The organism is Arundinibacter roseus, assembly GCF_004348825.1.
Lineage (GTDB): Bacteria > Bacteroidota > Bacteroidia > Cytophagales > Spirosomataceae > Arundinibacter > Arundinibacter roseus.
Window position 1 is genome coordinate 114,122 of record NZ_SMJU01000011.1, and the last position, 19,464, is coordinate 133,585.

A 19,464-nucleotide genomic window follows, 5' to 3' on the forward strand; every position below is an offset into this window, starting at 1 on the left:
AGCGCCGCATCGAGTTACTGCTGCCTAAGCGCTACCGCCAGAAGGCCACATTTTACACCAGTGACTGGGTAGCCAATAAACAGGTCATCCCCGCTGAGCGGCACCGTTTCCGCAAGACCAAAAAGGACATCAACCATGTTGAGAGGTTTTTCTTTACATGGCGTTAGTGGTGTTCGATACTCCTCAGTATCAGCCTGTTGTTCTCCAAAAAAAATAGACAGACATGTCAAATCTATTACGTGTGTCGTCACATACTTTAACTTGTCATTACAATTTTATTGATGAGTGAATTGAAATGAAAATAATTTTGAATGTCAGGCTGAGCGAACAGGGCCGCCTGGCGGTCGCTTCGCTCAGCCTGACAAATTTCCTGAACTTTATACTTTCTTTACAAATCTACTCACCTATCAATAGTACCACTCACGTTCAAACCGTTGGGGTAGATTTCCAGGTAGGACATACCGGGTATGAGCTGTTGGCTGGCTAGTTCAACAAAGTCGCCGAATTTCCGGCGATCCACCTCGCGGCTCAACTTTTCTTTTCCCACCCGGTAGCCGAACTTCTCTACTTTTGTTCCGTGAGGCTTGCAAAATTCACGTTAACTCACGCCATTTGTGCGCCACTCCCATATTAATTTGAACATTTCTTCTGACTGATCCTTTCTGTTTGTCTATTTCAATCAAAAGTAAAAACCGAATTCTAGCAAAGAAATATGTAGTTCATTGGATGCTTGCAGTAGACAGGCAAAAGTGATCCCGATAACCTCAGCTACTTTGAGTGTAGCCAGCTTCTCTTCAATTGAAAACTTCCTTCTTGCCCTTGCCCTGCTAGTTTAAGCTCTTTAATTACTAGAATGCAGTTGCAGGTAGTTACCTGAAAATCCACAAAAAACCAATAATATCAGGTTCAGAAGTACGACTAGTTCCTTCCGAATTGGATTCTAAGATTAAATTAATAAACATCACAACAATTTTCATGAGGCAGTAAGATCTAGGTTTGTAAAAAAAGATTTTACCTGACTATGAAACCAACCCTTTTACTTTCCATTTTAACTTTAATTGGTACCCTGAATGCCTATGCCCAAAAGTCAGGTGGTGAACTTAAAAAATGGCACAAGATCACACTGGACTTTGAGGGACCCAAAACGTCAGAATTGGCACAACCCAATCCGTTTACGTTTTACCGGCTTGATGTAACATTTACGCATGAAAGTGGTGCACCAGTCATGATCGTACCGGGATATTACGCTGCCGATGGCCAGGCAGCCAACTCCTCTGCTACTGCCGGCAACGTATGGCGAGTCCATTTTTCACCCCTAAAAACAGGTCAGTGGCAGTACGAAGTATCATTTAAAGCAGGCGAAAACTCAGCTGTAAGTGAGGGCGGCATATCGGCTGGTTTTATGGATGGCAAAAAAGGAAGTATCTCGGTACAAAACACCGACAAAGTTGCCCCCGACAACCGTGCCGTTGGTCGGCTCAATTATGTGGGAACCCGCTACCTTCAATATGCCGAAACGGGCGAATATTTCTTGAAAATTGGCGCGGACTCCCCCGAAAATATGCTTCATTATGAAGATTTTGACGGCACCCTCAACGGCTACGGAAAACTCGGAAAAGAGTACCTTCAACTGATGAAAACCTGGCAACCTCACGCCCCGGATGCCGATGAAGCCGCCAATTTATTTACCTGGCAAAATGGCAAAGGCAAAAATCTTATGGGAGCTATCAACTATTTGTATCAAAAAGGGCAGAATGCGGTATCATTCCTGACATTTTCTGTGGATGGCGACGATGGCTGCGTATATCCACACCTGGTAAAGGACGATACTACTTTTATAAAAGCTTCACAAGAATCCAAAGCCTGGGAAAAAGCCCTGTACCATGACCGATTCGACTGTTCCAAACTCGACCAATGGGAAAGAGTTTTTGAATATGCCGAGACCAAAGGAATGTTTTTGCATTTCAAGACTTTTGAAAATGAAAGTGCTTCTACCATGGGTAAAAAAGAATTGACCAGGGACCGAAAACTTTATTACCGCGAACTCATTGCCCGCTACGGGCACCACCTGGCACTCAACTGGAACCTCAGCGAAGAAACGAACGTAGATGTAGCTGTGATCCGAAAAACGGCCTCTTTTATTCGTAACCTCGATCCTTACAAAAATCACCTCGTACAGCACACCTTCCCCCCACACCATAACAAAAACGCCCTTGTACAGCCCAATTACGATTACTATTACCTCAATTTGGTAGGTTTTCAGTCGGAACTAACGGGTGCTTCGCTTCAACTCGAAAAATCGGTAACACACAAGGAAATAAAACGTTGGGTGAACCTTGCGGAGCAAAGCGGCAAACCGTGGGTGGTTTGCAACGATGAGCAGGGATATGCCAACGATGGTGTAACAGTAGATGCCGATCACCCGCTCTACAAAGCCCTGAAACCTGACAATGTCGATCAAATCCGTCATCAGGTACTTTGGGCCACTTTTTTAGCCGGCGGGGCCGGGGTAGAGTACTACTACGGCTATCAATGCGAAACCAACGACCTCAACGCTCAGGATCACCGTACCCGTGCCAGAAAATATGAGCAAGCTAAAATAGCACTTGATTTTATGAAGCAATTGCCTTTCTTTGAAATGAAATCTATGGATGAAATCACTTCAAATCCAGACGATTATGTGTTTGGAATAGAAAACCAAACTTATGCAGTGTATGTGCCGAAAGGCGGCACAACAACCATCAACCTTCCCAAAAATCAGTGGGCAGTGCAATGGTATAATCCCCGAACAGGCGGAAATCTCACCTCCAAAAAATCAATCACTAACCAGCTGACTACCCCCGACCATAAGGATTGGGTAGCACTAATCACCAGAAAATAGATGAAAAAGATAATTTTTTCCCTGGCACTGATTCTTGCAGGTTGGGCTTGTAGTCGTACTATTCAGTCCGGGAAGATACGGGCGGGGAATCAGGCCCAAAAAATGAACGTGCTATTTATTGCCGTTGATGACCTCAATCACTGGGTTGGTTATTTCGGACGTAATGATCAGGTTAAAACCCCCAACCTCGATCGCCTCTCCGCCATGGGCATGAGTTTTACCAATGCCTATTGTGCCGCACCCGTTTGTTGTCCGTCAAGAGCGGGCCTAATGTCAGGATTAAGACCTTCTAGCTCAGGAGTTTATGACAATGGCGACGATTGGCGTATAGGAATTCCAAAAGAATTACCCCTCACGACTTTCTTCAAAGACAACGGCTATACCGTTTTAGGCGGGGGGAAAATTTATCATGGAGGCTTTGACCGTGACGAGGAGTTTGATTTCTATTTTCGCGGCGGAAAAAACAATCCCAACCGAAAGGTGGTCAAAAAAGGTCAGTTCGGGGGCATCAAGTGGGCACAACTGGATGCAGATGATGATGTACTGGACGACTACCATGTAGCGCAATGGGCAGCCGCAGAATTACTCAAAAAACATGACGAGCCGTTATTCCTGGCCGCAGGTATTTTTCGTCCTCACATGCCCTGGAATGTTCCCAAAAAGTATTTTGATATGTATCCGTTGGACAAAATCATCTTGCCACCTTTTAACAAAGATGACCTCAATGACCTGCCCGAGGAAGGTTTAAAAATGGCCAATCCAAATCAGGACCACAACCGCCTTGAATCAGAAACACAGTGGAAGGAAGCCATACAAGCGTATCAGGCATGTATTACCTACGCCGATGCTCAAATCGGTCGAATACTGGATGCCTATGAAAAAAGTCCTGAACGTGAAAATACCATGATTGTACTTTGGGGTGACCACGGCTGGCACCTGGGCGAAAAACACCACTGGCGTAAGTTTTCCCTTTGGGAAGAAGCCACTCGTTCACCCTTAATTTGGGTAGTACCCAATGTAACAAAGCCAGGGAGTATTTGCCAAAAAACGGTAGATTTTATGAGCATCTACCCTACTCTTGCCGCAATCAATGGGTTGCAACTACCAAAGCACGTCGAAGGGGAAAATATTTCAAAACTCCTTCAAAATTCTGAAAGTAAATGGAAAATTCCTGCGCTCACAACTTTTGGCGAAAATAATCATAGCGTGCGATCGGACAAATGGCGGTATATCCGCTATGCCAAAGGAGGCGAGGAACTTTATGATGAAGTCAACGACCCCTACGAATGGAACAACCTGGCCAATGATCCAAAATTCAAAGCGGTGAAAGCCGACCTGGCAAAATGGCTACCAAAAACCAATAAAAAAGCCCTGGGTAATAAGGGAAAGCCCGCAGGGGAATAATGAAAAGTTCAGGAATGACTACAAAGAACCCTCCCCATACCTAATGGGGAGGGTTTCTTTTACTAACTCCTAACCTAACATTAACTCTACCTAAACTTTACTTTTTTGCCTCAGTAATTAAATACATCCCCGCGCCGTGAGATTTAATTTCCTGCGCAAAAGTCCCTTTAAACACGCCAATGTCCTGTTTTTTCCACAAATCACGTACCGTATATCTGGCTTTGGGATTTAGACCCAACTGCTCAAAGGTTACCTCTACATGTCTGGTCTCTTTGGCGTGATTGAACAAAGCCAGGTTGATGGCCGTTGAGTTTGGTACTTTGGACATCCAAACTATTTTTTCCTCTTTTCGATACACTTCTTTGGGTGAAACACCTCGCTGATTGACGGCAATAATTTCGTCATTGGTAATTAAACTAGTTACAAAATCGGTGTTTTCAGGCAAATTCCCCCCAAACATCAAAGGAGATTTGCAGATTGACCAAAGGGTCATGTGCGTAATCTGCTCAACTTCCGTAAAGCGGCTATACCGCTCGTTGCCAACCGGGCCTCTTTTCGCAATTTTGCCTAATTGCAGCATATCGGCATCAGGCCAATTGCCTGGCTCAGCCACGTGCGCCCATTGCGCACAGAGCGCGAACTGCTCTTCCAGTTGTTCCCAGGAATCCCAGTAGTCCTTTGAAATTCGCCACGTTTCGGCATTTTCTTTGGCGTGTTCGCGGTTTTCGTACTTCATGTTGAGCGAAAGACTCAACGTTATGGGGCGGTTTGTACTTTCAATGGCTTTATGAAAAGCTGTTACTTCCTGGCGACGATACGGGTATTTTTCATCCAAATCGGTATCGTCCAGTTTGATGAAGTCCACACCCCAATCGGCGTAAAGTTTTAGTATAGAATCATAATACTCTTGTGAGCCCTCTTTGCTCATATTTACGCCCCACATGGTATTGAGCCAAGGACAAATAGAGGTAGTATCTACTACATCTTTTGCTCTTACGCCCGAAGCACCCATGATGGGTGTGTTGTACCAAACGGCTTGCCTGGGAATGCCCCGCATGACGTGAATCCCAAACTTTAAACCCAGTGAATGAACATAATCGGCTAAGGGTTTGAAGCCTTTGCCTGCCGCCGATGAGGGAAAACGACGTACATCGGGCATCAACCGACCGTATTCATCCATCCCAAAATAGGGGACCAGGGAGCCGTCGGATTTAAGTTTAAACTGTGGTGGATTGCTCTGATTACTACCAGGAGGATGTGGATACCACCAGCAAAAATCTATCACGACGTAGTTCCATCCGTGTTTTTTAAGGTTTTTTGCTACATATTCAGCATTCGCCCGAAACTCAGACTCTTCAACCGTAGCACCGAAGGCATTGTAACTATTCCAACCCATCGGAGGCGTTGGGGCAAGTTGTGCAGAAGGAGTTTGGGCGATGCTTACGCTCCATACCCCCATGAACAGAAATAAAAGGCAACTATTTTTTGACATAAAAAAGATGAGTTAAAACCTGATACGAAGGTATTTTCGAACTCATACTTTTTCTTGCTCTATTGTTTAATGGATTGGCTGTAACGTACGGTCAATGTCTGTACCCTTAATTTTACGGCAAACTGGGTTTTTATAATCAAGCAAAAGGCAGGAATCAGGATCAGAAAGTCACGCGATTAGGTTTTGTTCAGCAGTGCCAAATTTTAGAATAGGCTAGTTTAAAAATAGCGAAGACTCCCGATTTCAAAATACATGCATTTTCACTTCAAAAGAGCTTTCTATACTGTCCCGATCAACCAGTAATGTTTTCTTTGCAGAAGGGTATTTTTGGAATAATTTGGTTTTTAGAACAAAGATTGTGAATGTTTTAACCATGCCATAGCCGTTGCATATAGTTATTTTGCTAAAAATTTTACTTCGTGAAAAACTTACTTTTTCTTTTATTTTGGAGTGTTACGACACTCGCTCAGCAAATACCCATCGAAGCAAACGGCTTCGTGGAAGTAGAAGCCGAAGATTATATTGAGCAATCCAAAACCGAAAAACGGCGCTGGGAAAAAATAACGCTTCAATCGTCAAATAATCATGCACTATCGGCTGGGAAAAACACCTACCTCGAATGTCTGCCCGATACCCGGGTTACGCACGATGACAAGCTAATCAACGGTGAAAACTTCTCCAATAAGGCGGGAGAAATGGCTGTTTTGAGTTATAAAGTCAATTTTACGACAACTGGTAGATTTTACGTGTGGGTAAGAGCCTATTCCACAGGAAGCGAAGATAACGGCCTTCATGTTGGCATTGATAATCAGTGGGTTGAATCTGGACAACGAATGCAATGGTGCGAAGGTAAAAATGTCTGGACCTGGGCAAGTAAGCAACGAACCGAGAAAAATCACTGTGGTGAACCCTTCAAAATCTATTTGGATATTGACAAAACAGGCGAGCATCTCATACAGTTTTCGATGCGGGAAGATGGCTTTGAGTTCGACAAATTTATCCTGACAACTGATAAAAACTTCAATCCCAACGAAACACTCAAACGTTCTCAAATTTATATTCGAGATCCGTTTATTTATGCCGATGAAAGCACCAAAACCTATTTTATGTATTCATCTGCCAACAAATCTGAACATCTGCCCGATGCGGTCAATGGCGTGGTGGTTTATCGAAGTAAAGATTTAGAAAACTGGTCGAAACCCAGGTATATTTTCAAAACACCTCAAAATTGGTGGCCCTCAGAAAAACACGGCGTATGGGCACCGGAAGTTCATTTTTACAAAGGGAAATACTATGTTTTTGCTACTTTTACCCACCCCGATAAGTCATTGACTGCTAAAAATCCATCGGCAAAAACTGCGATGCGAGGAACTGCGATTTTGGTTTCGGATTCTCTAACCGGACCATTTAAACCGCTTTCAGAAATACCACAAACCCCCGGCGATTGGATGGCGTTGGACGGAACGCTCTTTATTGAAAAAGGTAAGCCCTACATGGTTTTTTGTCATGAATGGATTCAAACCATTGATGGAACGATGGAAATGGTTGCTCTGACAGAAGATTTATCCAAACCCAAAGCAAAACCAAGAACCTTGTTCAAGGCCACCAATGCTACCTGGGTCAAAAAATTAGAAAATGTAAAGGCGTGGAATACCGACGGATACATTACCGACGGCCCCTGGTTTTATCGTACCAAAAGTGGTAAATTATTGATGTTATGGTCAAGTTTTGGTGATAAAGGCTACGCCGTGGGGGTGGCAGAATCTGCTACTGGAAAACTGTCTGGCAAGTGGATTCAAAAAGAGCGATTATTTGAAAAAGACGGTGGGCATGCAATGATTTTCAAAACTTTTGAAGGACAACTCATACTAACGCTTCATCAACCCAACTCGGGTGATATTCGGGCAAGGTTTTTTGAAATCACCGAAGAAAACAATTCCCTGAAATTGGGAAAAATGCTGGAATTCAAGTAAATCAACCCTTTTGCTGTACCATATCCCATGAAAAAAATATTCGTTTTCCTTGTCCTGCTTATCGTTTTTTCATCCTACAAAAAACAACCGTTACAAAAAACAAACATCCTCTACATCGTAGCCGACGATGCCGGACTTGACATGAGTGCGTACGGAAGAACATGGGTCAATACGCCTGCGTTTGACCGAATAGCCAAAGAGGGGATTTTGTTCAAAAATGCCTACACTCCCAATGCCAAATGCGCTCCCTCACGCTCGTGTATGCTCACAGGCAGGAATCCGTGGCAGTTGGATGCCGCCATGAATCATTCGATTTTCTTTCCCAACTATTTCAAGACGTATCCCGAAGTACTGCACGAAAACGGTTATTTTGTAGGCTATACCGGCAAAGGCTACGCTCCCGGCAAGGCATTGAAAGAAGACGGCAGCAAGCGGGAATTGTTGATAAAAGATTTTTTAGCTCTCAAAACCACCCCACCTACCAAAGAAATCTCCAACAATAACTACGCGGGAAATTTTGGTGAATTTTTGAAAGCATCAGGCGACAAGCCCTGGGCCTTTTGGCTAGGATTTACTGAGCCACACCGAGCCTACGAATACGGCAGCGGTGTAGCCAAAGGCGGTAAAAAACTGACAATGGTGGACAGAATCCCCGACTATTACCCTGACTCAGACACCACCCGCCACGACTTGCTCGACTATGCCCTGGAAATTGAATACATGGATAGTCACGTGGCGCAAATTTTGAAAACATTGGAAGAGGCCGGGCAATTGGAAAATACGCTGATTGTCTTTACCTCAGACCACGGAATGCCGTTTCCTAGGGTCAAGGGAAATCAGTACGAAAACGCCAACCATGTTCCCTTTGCCGTCATGTGGAAAAATGGCATCAAAAACCCCGGGCGTCTGGTGAACGACTACATAAATATGACTGACCTAGCCCCTACATTTCTGGAAGCAGCAGGTATCGAACCACAAAAATCCGGGATGCGGCCCATGTCAGGCAAAAGCCTGTTCGATATTTTTAAATCGGAAAAAAGCGGGCAAATTGACGCTACCCGGAATTTTCAACTTGTAGGTCAGGAGCGCCACGATTTTGGCAGACCCAAAGATGTGGGGTATCCTGTGCGCGGAATGCACAAAAACGGATTTTTGTATTTAAAAAACTACGAACCCGACCGTTGGCCTGCATGTAATCCTGAAACTGGATATTTGAACTGCGACGGCGGAGCCATAAAAACCATGCTCCTGGCAAATCGTAGAAAAGGGATTGATACCTATTTCTGGAAGTTATCATTTGGCAAAAGACCTGCCCAAGAGCTCTACGATCTGGCCAAGGATCCCGATTGTGTCACGAATTTGGCTCAGAATCCTGCCTATCAGGGGATTAAAAAAAGAATGGAAAAAGAAATGGAAGCCAAACTTTTGGCACAAGGAGATTTAAGAATGCAAGGGTATGGACACCTGTACGAACAGTATCCGGGGGCGGAAATCAACGGTTTTTATGAGCGGTTTATGAACGGCGAAAAGTTTAAACTCGGATGGGTCAATGAGAGTGATTTTGAGAAGGAGCCGGTAGAAGACTAAAAAAATCCTGCAAAACCTGTTGAACCAGTTTGGATATTTCTCGTGTGCGTATTTGGCCCTGATAGCAGAATAGTGTATCGGTGGCTATTTAGCTACTGCCAATGCCCATTAAAGCTTGAAAATGGAAGAAAAGCCTGCCAACTAAGTCAAATTCCTGGATTTGCCTGATAAAGCAGACGATACAGCTAAATCTAAAAACCCTACGACATAGCGTTGTCGTAGGGTTTTTAGATTTTTGAGGATGCATTTAAAACCAAATCCTATGCTACGAAAAAGTTGGTGGATGCTGCTGGCAATGCTGGCAGGTAGCCAGGTAAAGGCACAAACCACGGTTTATCCATTTCCTGAAAACAGTAGTGAATTTTTACCTCAATCAGCCGAGTATCAGGTTTTTGTGGTTCAAAAAGACCAATTAACCGAAAGCTTTGTTTACAGTAGTCAGACTAATTTTGAAAAGCCCGAACAGCAAAGCGACTGGAATCACTGGACCACTTTTGAAGCAACAGGAGAAATAGAAGTAGTACTAAAAAAACGAAAGGGCAGTATTGAAAATCCACGGGTCTATCCTGCCCGTTTGGGGATAAAACCTTCCATCCTAGGCGATGAAATACGGCTGAAAATTGCCCCTCCCTGTAAACTATTGATAGAAATGGAGGGTATGGAGGAACACCCGCTGTTCATTTTTGCGGATGCTCCTGAAAAAAACAAACCCAATAGAAATGATCCAAATGTACTTTGGTTTGACGCAGGAAAAGTGCATAAGGTAGGATTACAATTTAAAGTACCCAACGGTAAAACATTATACGTAGAAGGCGGCGCCATCGTTTGGGGGACTTTTTATTGTGAAGATGGACCTCTAAAAACCGCCATTAAAGGTAGAGGTATCCTTACTACCCGTAGCTCAGAGAGAAAACCCAATGCCCAAAACATTCCCTTTACGTCCATCTACGGTGTAATTACCGACCTCGAAATAGAAGGAATAACCATTACCGACCCGGTAAAATTCTGCATTTTAGGTCGCAGTAAAGTCGAAACTGACAATGTAAAACTTTTTGCCTGGTATCATCAAACCGACGGCTGGGGTGGCGGCGATGACTCCCGGATAACTAATAGTTTCATGAAGGTTTTTGATGATAATGTAAAACTCTATGGCAAAAATCAGAAAGCCGCCAATTTGGTACTTTATCAACAACACAATGGTGCTCCGTTTCAACTGAGCTGGGGAGGACAAAGCGGGCAAAATTGCCTCGCAGAAAACATAGACATTGTAAAATGCTGGGTCAATAAACAGGCAGGCGTAAGCAATTCGGCACTTCTCAATCTACGCAAGGGGAGCAATAGGCCAATCAGCACTATTACCATCAGAAATGTACACGCCGATCAGGGACTGCATCAGTTGATTGGTGTGCTGAATGATCAGGGAGCTACCGTGCAAAACCTTCGTTTGGAAAATATAACTATCAGCCAGGGACTTTTTCAAAAAAGTTATCTTGATAATCAACAAGATAGCAAACTTCTGGGGATTGCTCTATCGAATGTAACAATCGATGGCAAGTGCCTGGAAAAGGAAAATATTCAGCTGAATTCAGTGCCTGAAAAAGAATTAACCATCAGTTGTCAATCACAAAATAAGTGACAGTACCCAAAACGAATAATGAACATGAAAAAGCCCATTTTTGTACTAGTATTGAGTGTTTTTTACAACCTGGTCTCTGCCCAAAAACCAAACATCGTCTTCATCTTTTCTGATGATTTGAGTTTCAGGGATTTAAGTGCGTATGGGCAAACCAATTACAAAACACCAAATCTTGATGCCCTAGTGGCTCATTCCACCCGCTTTACCCAAGCCTACGCTGCGGCTCCCGAATGTGCCCCATCACGCGGGTGCATGCTTACGGGATTGCAGGTCGGCAGGAGTCCAATTCGCATCAATTCCAGTGCAAGAGGGTTTGAAGAATTACCCGCCACCGCCCTTACTTTCCCCAAAATGCTTCAACAAAACGGCTACAAAACCGCTGTGATTGGGAAATGGGGGCTTGGTTATCCAAACAGCATTGGTGACCCCAGAAAACAAGGATTTGATTATCATTTTGGCTACTATGACCATTATGAAGCGCATTCGTTTTTTCCCTTGAACCTGTATCGAAATGGGAAAAAAGTTGACTACCCTACCAATAATGCCTTTAACCTGGAAGTACTTTATGACAAAGAAAGAGCCCCTAAAAGCTTTGACTATGAAGGGATGTATGATGCCGACGGAAAACTAAAATACATCAACGAAAACAAGGGCGTATATGCTGTGGATGAGTTTGACAGAGAGGCATTGGAGTATATATCTGCCAACAAAAACAATCCTTTCTTCTTGTTTTACACCACCAATCTGCCACACGGTCCACAAATTGTGGATGATTTAAGAGATTTAAAAGACCGCAAAGACATGGATTTGAGGTCGAGAGAATGGGGGGCGATGGTCAGGCGTTTGGATATTTCTGTGGGTAAGCTAATTCAAAAACTAAAAGATGAAGGTGTTTATGAAAACACCATGATACTTTTTGCTTCTGATAATGGCTACGCTATGCATAATCCTGGTAAAGATTCTAACGGTATGCCACGATGGGAAGATGACAAATGGCTTCAAAATAAAGGACCATTCAATGGGGGAAAATTTACGGTGCGGGAAGCGGGTATGCGAATACCGCTCTTTATTCGGATGCCCAATCAATCTCAGGCAAAGACAATGAGTCAACCTGTTTGGTTGATAGACTTGTTTCCTACCTTCGCCGATTTTATAAAAGCATCAGCTCCTGAAAACATTGACGGGTTTTCGCTTCTGCCCCTGCTCACTGGTCAGGTTTCAAAAATTCCCACAGAAAGACCGTTTTACTTCTTTAAAAACAACGAGCAATCCGTTCGGATGGGGGCATGGTTTGGATACCGTGAACACCCCAATAAGCCCCTTCAATTATACCTTTTGGAAGAAGACCAAACCTGTGAGCGGAATTTGGCAGCGTTTTATCCTGATGTGGTAACAAAAATAGAAGATTACCTGAAAACGGCCCACGAGCCGCATCCATGGTATTGGAATCCTGGCGAAACACAGGAGGATTTTCAGAGGAAGCAAAAGTTAGCTATCGAGACCAAACAAAAAATCGAGGCTTTAAGACCTAACAATATGAAATTGATGCCTTGGGAGAAGTCAGCAAAGTAAAGTCGCATATTAAAATCTTGACTAAACATGAATAACATCAAAAGTATTGTAATCAATCTTACCCTTTGTTTTGGGCTATTCCCGCTATTTTCACTTGCTCAATCCAAACCCAACGTTTGGATTTACACAGACATGAGCGACAGGAACATCAAAGGGCAGGAAAAGGAAGGCTCTGCCAATGATCCCGATGATATTTCGGCAATGGCTGGCTATTTATTGATGGCCAATGAGTTTGAAACCAAAGGCATTGTGGTAGGCAGTACGCATCGAAAAGAACATAAAACCTCGCCGGACCAGGCCGCCTGGGCCAATACTTTTTTTGGAGATGCGTACAGACAGGATGTTGTTAATTTAAACAAGTTTATCGGAGGGTATCCTGCCAATATAACTTTCTTACAATCAAGCATTAAAGAGAGTGCAGAACGATTTGAGACCAGCAAAAACTATGAAGATTTAAGCACTTACAAATCAATTACTGATCTAATAAAAATTGCCAAGACCGAAAAAGACATTATCAATGTACTGATTTGGGGTTCTACTACCGAACCTGCCATTCTGGTAAAACACTGCCTCACCACAGGCAATCAAAAAGTATTGAAAAAGCTAAGATTCATTGCCCATTGGACGAGTTCGTATTGGCATCAGGGAAGTATGGATAAGCCAGAAAATGTAGCCAATTGCCGGGAAGATGCAGCTGCCTGTGCTTATATGAAAGATATGGCAAAAAAAGGCAAAATTGACTATTATGAATGCGGAGCCATTGGTCAGCATGGGATAGTAAGTGGAAGCCAAAAAGGGGAAGCTTATTTTAATCAATTCAAAACCAGTGCCGTAGGAAAAATATTTGCAGAGGGAAAGTTTGCCCACAACAGCGTGGACCATTCGGATGCCGCTAGCTATTGGGCATTGTTGGGTAATTGGGGCGTAAGTTTAAATGACATTAAATCTAATGGAATCAACACCCCTGAAATAGAAAAGGCTAACGAAGAAAAATTCACGACCTGGTCGCACAAGATTCATAATGAGCTGTTAAGAAGGTCAAAAATTGCAGGCTACGTAACTAATCCCGATGGATATACCCAAAAAGTAGGCGTCATTCATCACCCTGATTTTTTACCAAACACTATTACCCGCCTTACCGATTTTGGTGAAAGGGCAGCTTTTTCGCCCGATGGCAGGAAAGTGGCTTTCATGAACAAAACTTTTGGAGATGCCTATGAAATAGACCTCCAAACGAAGCAAATTAAACCACTCACCCAACACTTCTATCATTATGGTTTTCAGAGGGTCCATTATTTATCAAATGGCGATTATCTGCTCACAGGCGCTGATTTTTTTGAAAAAGATAACCCCTGGAAAGCACGAAAACCAGAGAATTGCCAAGTATGGATATTGAAAAAAGACCTTAAATCACCGCCAACGCCACTCGGTATTACCCTAAAAGAAGGGATTGCCATATCCAGAAATTCACTTAAAATCGCCTGGGTGCAAGACCCCAACATGTACTATGCAGAGGTTGTCTATGAAGATGGAAAACCAAAGTTGGCTAATAAAAGAGTCTTGTTTTCGCAAAAAGATTTACCCGAACCTGTCAAAGATTGGAAACTCGAACCGCAAGATTTTAGGCCCACCCTTGACAATGAGCTTATATTTAATGCCCACTTTGAAAGTATCATTTATGAAGCAGAGGTAATGGGATTCAATTTTGAAACAGGTGAAATAAAAAGCTATTCGAAGAGGCCGGATAGGTACGATGAACCCGAAACTATTTTTCCAGACGGCAAATCTATATTGGTTGAAAGTAACCGACACAGGCCAAAATATAAAAACTACAAAAGTTGGAATTTAATTGACCTTTATCGCTTACTGTTAGACGGCTCAGGCAAAATGGAGCGGCTCACTTATTTCAACGATAATGAAAATTTCAAGGCCAGTAATCCAGTGGTAAGCCCCGATGGAAAGTTACTCGCATTTCAATATGCTCAATTAGATGAAATTACGGGAATTGGACACGGAATTTTAATCATGGACCTAAACAAATGAAGAACAAAAACTTTATTTTTCTTACTCTTTTTGCAATTACTCAGAACTTCTGTTTTGCACAAAAGAAAAACTCAAACACTACCCCATATCCCTATGGCAATCCTATCATAAAACACATGTACACAGCAGATGCTGCTCCTCATGTTATGCCTGATGGTAAGGTTTGGATGGTAACCTCTGTTGATTCGGAAAATGGCGGAGGGTATTCTACCATGCACAGTTACCACACTTTTTCTTCCGGTGATATGGTAAACTGGACCGACCATGGAGAAGTATTAAACATAGCTGACGTGAGACCTTCCAATGTTGATGTACAAAAAGAAAAATGGGCACTCTGGGCACCTGATATGATTTATCGGCATGGAAGGTATTTTTTATATTTTCCCGTAAGGATTTTATATCCCGATAGCTTAAACCAAAACGGAAAACCAGTAGTAAAATCCTACATTGGTGTAGCAGAAAGTTCAGCATTGGATAAGCCTTTCAAAGTAATAAAATCTAAAATTGAAGGTACGCAAGGCATCGACCCCGCCGTTTTCAGCGATGATGACGGAACTCTATATCTCTTGTGGGGGCAGGAAAAAATAGCTCGACTCAAAGAAAACATGAGGGAGCTGGAAGGAAAGACCACAAAATTAGAATTAGGCACCGATAGGTTCATGGAGGCTATTTGGATGCACAAAAAAGAGAATAAATACTATATTTCGTACCACACAAAATATGGGAATAAAATTGACCCCAACAATCCGGATGATTCTGCTCGTGATAAATCTGAAATTGCTTACAGTGTTTCTGAGTCGCCTTTGGGACCCTATACTTATGGAGGTGTCGTAAATTATGAATTGGGGGTAAATGTAGAAAAAGGGCCAAAATACAAAGACAAAAACTATGTGCCCTGGCGACTAACCCAGTCAAACCATGTAGGTATGGTTGAATTTCATGGGAAAGATTATTTGTTTTATCATACTTCTGCCCTTTCATCGTGGCGACAAGATAAATTCAATGATTTTGGAACCTGGACTCAAAGGTCTGTTTGTGTCGATTTAATCAATTTTAACTCAAAAGGACAGATTCTTCCTGTCAAACAAACCATAGAAGGAGTACCCAAAGTGGTCGTTAGCCAGCCCTATGAGATCATGCTCCAAAAAGAAGCCAAATCAATCGTTAGCCCAAAAGAACCTCTGGTGTTTAAGAAAATAAATTTAGGCTCGGGGTATTACTATTTCCGTCTTGAAGCCAATCAAGTGTCCAGTAGTGCTTCGGTAGAAGTTCGTCTTGATTCGCCGAATGGCAAAGTAATTGGAACAGTGCCCGTTACCCAAGATGGAATAAAAACAAGAGCAATTCGAGAAGCCAAAGGACTGCACGATGTGTATTTGGTTTTTAAAAATGTAACACCGGATTTTAAAGCCACCATCAGGAACATATGCTTTATAGCTGGGTCTCCTAATCCAAATTGACATGTTAAAGAACAAAATTATTCTTATCACTTTTCTTCTCATTTGTGTAGAGGCCAACGCTCAATGGCGTAGCCTCTTCGACGGAAAGACCTTTAATGGATGGACAAAATACTTGGGTGTGCCTCATCAGAGTAATCAAGGCATAGATTTACCCAAAGACGACAATGGAAAATACACCAAAGCCATTGGTATAAACAACGACCCACTGAATGTGTATCGCATAGTAAATGAAGATGGACAACCCGCCATTTATGTAAGCGGTCAGGTGTTTGGTACACTTACTTTTAACGAAGAATTTGAAAATTACCACATCAAATTAGAATTTAAGTGGGGTCTAAAAAAATGGCACCCACGTCAGAATATGGTGCGTGATGCTGGTTTGCTATATCATGGTTTTGGGCAACAAGGCAGCACCGAACGCAATTGGCATCCTGCCCAAGAATGCCAGATTCAAGAAGGGGATATTGGCGATTATTGGCCAACGGGTGAGGTTACGATAGATATCCCTGCCATCAAGACTGATACTTCGGATTGGTGGGCTTATCGTCCCAATGCTCCGCTTCGCACGCAGATTTTCTCCAAAAAAATGTCGGAGCGACGCATCATCACCGATTTAGAGATTGAAAAACCACACGGTGAGTGGAATACCGTCGAGGTGATTTGCTGGGGCGATAGCAGTATCCATATTGTGAACGGAAAAGTAGTGATGCGTCTTTTTAATTCTCGCAAAATAGAAAACGGACAACCTGTACCACTCAAAAAAGGCACAATTGCTCTACAATCAGAGGGGGCCGAGTTGTTTTACAGGAACATTCAGGTCAGATCAATAAATGAAATTCCGAAGGAATACCTTTCTCAAAATACCTTTCAGTACCAAAACCCTATCAAGTCGGGTATTGACCCCAACGGGCTGAGGGACTGCCAGGTTTTGCGTGATGGAGACTATTGGTACATGACCGGTACCTCCTACCCGCATTGGGCGAGGCAGGAAACCGGCCGCAATCTCAACAAGGGCGTCGTGTTGTATCGCTCCAAAAATTTAACGGATTGGGAGTTTGTGAAATGGGTGGTAGAGCGTGGAGACTCTACCAAATGGTACTATCGCAGGTTTTGGGCACCCGAAATCCAGAAAATCAAAGGGAAATACTATGCCACTTTCAACTGCAACAATGATCTTACTGGACACACGGGGCAGTGGTTTGGCTATGCAGTAGCCGACCGCATCGAAGGTCCCTACAAAATCATCACCGAACAAAAACCGCTCGGGAGTGGCAATGACTTGACGTTTTTTGAAGATACTGATGGCAAAGTATGGGCATTTTGGAACCGTGGACGTGAGTTTGGAATAGGCTACGCTCAAATGGATTTAGAAAATGGCAGGTTTTTGACCGAACCAAAATCAGCCATCAGGCCCGCGAAAGTAGATTATGAAACCAACCACAAAGGCGAGATCGTGAAAGTTCCGGGCTATGACGGTCGGCCTATATCAAAAGTCAAAAAATATTATGAGTGGGATGCCATCGGAATTGAGGGTGCGTATATTGTCAAGCGTCAGAACACTTACTATCTTTTTTATTCGAGTTGGACACGAGGCTACGAAATTGGCTATGCCACCGCTCCAGGCATCTCCGGGCCCTGGACGAAAGCCTCCAACAATCCTTTTTACGGGGCAATGAGCAAACAGGCTTGTGAGAAAAACGGGTTTGTGTGGCAGGGCGACTCCAACAGTCCATTTAATCAGGTAGGCCATAATGAAATTTTTGTCGGACCCGACGGACGGTTTTGGTTATCGTGTCATGGTATTATGCAGCCCAAAGCGGGCAAACAAGAACAACCTTTTTTGGTGATTGACCCGATTGATTTTGATGAAAAAGGGAATATCCTGCAATCAAATCCGAGTTATACTCCGCAAACCATAAAAATCAATGAATAGAAAAATCTCTTTCAGGTTAAGGGGCATTTTGTTGTTGCTGGTAATAACGGCAACATCAGACAAAAGCATCGCTCAGACGTCCAGCCGCCCCAATATTGTATTTTTTATTGCTGATGATGTCAGCTGGAATGATTTGGGCTGTTATGGAAACAAAGCTGTATCAACGCCAAACATCGATAAATTGACAAAATCTGGCGTACAATTTCAACATGCGTTTCTTACCGCCAGTTCGTGTAGTCCGAGTAGAATCAGCATCCTAAATGGTCGCTATCCGCACAACACGGGTGCGGCTGAGTTGCACATGCCCATCCTGGAATCATTGCCAAATTTGGCTATGGAACTCAAAAAAGCAGGATATTTTACAGTTTCTTCAGGCAAATGGCATCAGGGAAACACCATGAAGTCCAGTTTTGATTTGATTTATTCTAAAAAAGATGGTGAAGGTGGTAACGGCGATGGTGGCGAAAACAACTGGGTTAGGAGCATTGCTGACAGACCGAAAGAAAAACCATTTTTTATGTGGTTTGCATCGCACGATGCCCACAGACTTTGGGGAACAAACGAGTATACAGGCACCAACAAGCCTGAAAAAGTGGTGGTACCACCCTACATGATTGATTCAGAAGCTACCAGAAAAGATTTTGCACAATACCACGACGAAATCACCCGATTTGATGCGTATGTAGGTAAAGTCGTGGCTCATTTGGAAGAAAATGCTTTGCTCAAAAATACTATAATAGTAGTGATGGCTGATAATGGCAGGCCGTTTCCGAGATGTAAAACCCGTCTGTACGACGACGGTATCAAAACCCCGTTTATAGTACGTTGGGACGGTGCAAACATTGCCAGGAATCAAAAAACAGAATCAATCGTAAGTGCCATAGACATCATGCCCACACTTCTTGAAGCTGCCAGCTTGCCGATTCCGGAAACAGTGCAGGGCAAAAGCTTTTTGAGCGTATTGAAAAACCCAGCGGAGAAATTCCGTACCTACGCTTTTGCCGAGCACAACTGGCATGACTATGAAGCCTACGAAAGAATGGTCCGTACCAAAGACTTCCTGTATATCTACAATGCCCGTCCGCAATACCCCCAATCTACTTCGGGCGACAACCACCGTGACAGTTCTTTTCAGGAACTGGTGAAGGTGTGGAGAAAGGGAGAGTTGACCAATTTACAGATGGACAACTTTAAAGCCCCGAGAAATTTTGAAGAATTATATGATTTGAAAAATGACCCACAGCAAATAAACGATGTCTCGAAAAAGCCAGCCTATAAAATGAAATTACTGGAAATGAGGTCATTGAAAGATGAATGGCAGGAGCAAACCGCAGATACCGAACCTGCCAGGCTCACACCAGGTAATCATGATTGGCTGATGGGCTATTTCTATGACGAAACTTTTGTACCTACCAAACGAGGCGAAATGCCTGGGGCTAGCAAAAAGGCCCATTTGGTTAATCATTCAGGTAGATTTTAAACA

13 protein-coding genes are annotated in these 19,464 nt (G+C 43.2%); 11 read left to right on the forward strand and 2 right to left on the reverse strand.

Annotated elements, in window-relative coordinates; all coding sequences use genetic code 11:
- Positions 1–14: 14 nt before the first annotated feature.
- Entirely contained in the window at positions 15–137 is a 123-nt protein-coding gene (locus EZE20_RS24550) for a hypothetical protein (RefSeq protein WP_262709660.1), read from the reverse strand.
- A gap of 158 nt (positions 138–295) precedes the next feature.
- Here EZE20_RS24550 and EZE20_RS17640 point away from each other — a divergent pair, with 158 nt between their 5' ends.
- From EZE20_RS17640 to EZE20_RS17650, 3 genes are all read left to right on the forward strand, one after another.
- Positions 296–487: a hypothetical protein gene (locus EZE20_RS17640; protein WP_132120100.1), complete on the forward strand. Its 192-nt coding sequence runs from the start codon at positions 296–298 to the stop codon at positions 485–487.
- Positions 488–1,021: 534 nt separating this feature from the next.
- The gene (locus tag EZE20_RS17645) at positions 1,022–2,881 is read left to right on the forward strand and encodes a DUF5060 domain-containing protein (protein ID WP_132120102.1); all 1,860 of its coding nucleotides are present in this window, start codon (positions 1,022–1,024) and stop codon (positions 2,879–2,881) included.
- Entirely contained in the window at positions 2,882–4,285 is a 1,404-nt protein-coding gene (locus tag EZE20_RS17650) for a sulfatase (RefSeq protein WP_132120104.1), read from the forward strand.
- A gap of 97 nt (positions 4,286–4,382) precedes the next feature.
- On the opposite strand, the gene EZE20_RS17655 is transcribed toward EZE20_RS17650, so the two are convergent.
- Entirely contained in the window at positions 4,383–5,777 is a 1,395-nt protein-coding gene (locus EZE20_RS17655) for a glycoside hydrolase family 27 protein (protein WP_132120106.1), read from the reverse strand.
- Between the two features lie 419 nt (positions 5,778–6,196).
- Between EZE20_RS17655 and EZE20_RS24090 the strand changes: the two genes are divergently transcribed.
- The 8 genes from EZE20_RS24090 (at position 6,197) to EZE20_RS17695 (ending at position 19,461) form a co-directional block, all read left to right on the forward strand.
- Positions 6,197–7,750: a family 43 glycosylhydrolase gene (locus EZE20_RS24090; protein ID WP_165933509.1), complete on the forward strand. Its 1,554-nt coding sequence runs from the start codon at positions 6,197–6,199 to the stop codon at positions 7,748–7,750.
- A gap of 27 nt (positions 7,751–7,777) precedes the next feature.
- Positions 7,778–9,337: a sulfatase family protein gene (locus tag EZE20_RS17665; RefSeq protein ID WP_132120108.1), complete on the forward strand. Its 1,560-nt coding sequence runs from the start codon at positions 7,778–7,780 to the stop codon at positions 9,335–9,337.
- Positions 9,338–9,599: 262 nt separating this feature from the next.
- Positions 9,600–10,973 carry a hypothetical protein gene (locus EZE20_RS17670; RefSeq protein WP_165933510.1) on the forward strand — a complete coding sequence of 458 codons (1,374 nt, stop codon included), beginning with the start codon at positions 9,600–9,602 and terminating at the stop codon, positions 10,971–10,973.
- A 24-nt stretch (positions 10,974–10,997) separates the two neighbouring features.
- Positions 10,998–12,545 (forward strand): sulfatase-like hydrolase/transferase, encoded by a 1,548-nt coding sequence (locus tag EZE20_RS17675; RefSeq protein ID WP_165933511.1) that lies wholly within the window; start codon positions 10,998–11,000, stop codon positions 12,543–12,545.
- A 132-nt stretch (positions 12,546–12,677) separates the two neighbouring features.
- On the forward strand, positions 12,678–14,588 hold the full coding sequence (locus tag EZE20_RS24290; protein ID WP_228713864.1) for a nucleoside hydrolase-like domain-containing protein: 1,911 nt from the start codon (positions 12,678–12,680) through the stop codon (positions 14,586–14,588).
- Positions 14,585–16,048, forward strand: coding sequence for a family 43 glycosylhydrolase (locus tag EZE20_RS17685; RefSeq protein ID WP_132120116.1), 1,464 nt, complete (start codon positions 14,585–14,587; stop codon positions 16,046–16,048). Before EZE20_RS24290 ends, EZE20_RS17685 begins: the two co-directional genes overlap by 4 nt.
- A 1-nt stretch (position 16,049) precedes the next feature.
- Positions 16,050–17,981: a family 43 glycosylhydrolase gene (locus EZE20_RS17690; protein WP_132120118.1), complete on the forward strand. Its 1,932-nt coding sequence runs from the start codon at positions 16,050–16,052 to the stop codon at positions 17,979–17,981.
- Positions 17,974–19,461: a sulfatase family protein gene (locus EZE20_RS17695; protein ID WP_132120120.1), complete on the forward strand. Its 1,488-nt coding sequence runs from the start codon at positions 17,974–17,976 to the stop codon at positions 19,459–19,461. Before EZE20_RS17690 ends, EZE20_RS17695 begins: the two co-directional genes overlap by 8 nt.
- Positions 19,462–19,464 lie beyond the last annotated feature (3 nt).

Bases quoted from the DNA above. Each gene is read 5' to 3' on its own strand.
- EZE20_RS17655 (WP_132120106.1), bottom strand. From the start codon at position 5,777: ATGTCAAAAAATAGTTGCCTTTTATTTCTGTTCATGGGGGTATGGAGC.
- EZE20_RS17690 (WP_132120118.1), top strand. From the start codon at position 16,050: ATGTTAAAGAACAAAATTATTCTTATCACTTTTCTTCTCATTTGTGTA.
- EZE20_RS17670 (WP_165933510.1), top strand. From the start codon at position 9,600: ATGCTACGAAAAAGTTGGTGGATGCTGCTGGCAATGCTGGCAGGTAGC.
- EZE20_RS17675 (WP_165933511.1), top strand. From the start codon at position 10,998: ATGAAAAAGCCCATTTTTGTACTAGTATTGAGTGTTTTTTACAACCTG.
- EZE20_RS17665 (WP_132120108.1), top strand. From the start codon at position 7,778: ATGAAAAAAATATTCGTTTTCCTTGTCCTGCTTATCGTTTTTTCATCC.
- EZE20_RS24550 (WP_262709660.1), bottom strand. From the start codon at position 137: ATGGTTGATGTCCTTTTTGGTCTTGCGGAAACGGTGCCGCTCAGCGGG.
- EZE20_RS17695 (WP_132120120.1), top strand. From the start codon at position 17,974: ATGAATAGAAAAATCTCTTTCAGGTTAAGGGGCATTTTGTTGTTGCTG.
- EZE20_RS17640 (WP_132120100.1), top strand. From the start codon at position 296: ATGAAAATAATTTTGAATGTCAGGCTGAGCGAACAGGGCCGCCTGGCG.
- EZE20_RS17645 (WP_132120102.1), top strand. From the start codon at position 1,022: ATGAAACCAACCCTTTTACTTTCCATTTTAACTTTAATTGGTACCCTG.
- EZE20_RS17650 (WP_132120104.1), top strand. From the start codon at position 2,882: ATGAAAAAGATAATTTTTTCCCTGGCACTGATTCTTGCAGGTTGGGCT.
- EZE20_RS24290 (WP_228713864.1), top strand. From the start codon at position 12,678: ATGAGCGACAGGAACATCAAAGGGCAGGAAAAGGAAGGCTCTGCCAAT.
- EZE20_RS17685 (WP_132120116.1), top strand. From the start codon at position 14,585: ATGAAGAACAAAAACTTTATTTTTCTTACTCTTTTTGCAATTACTCAG.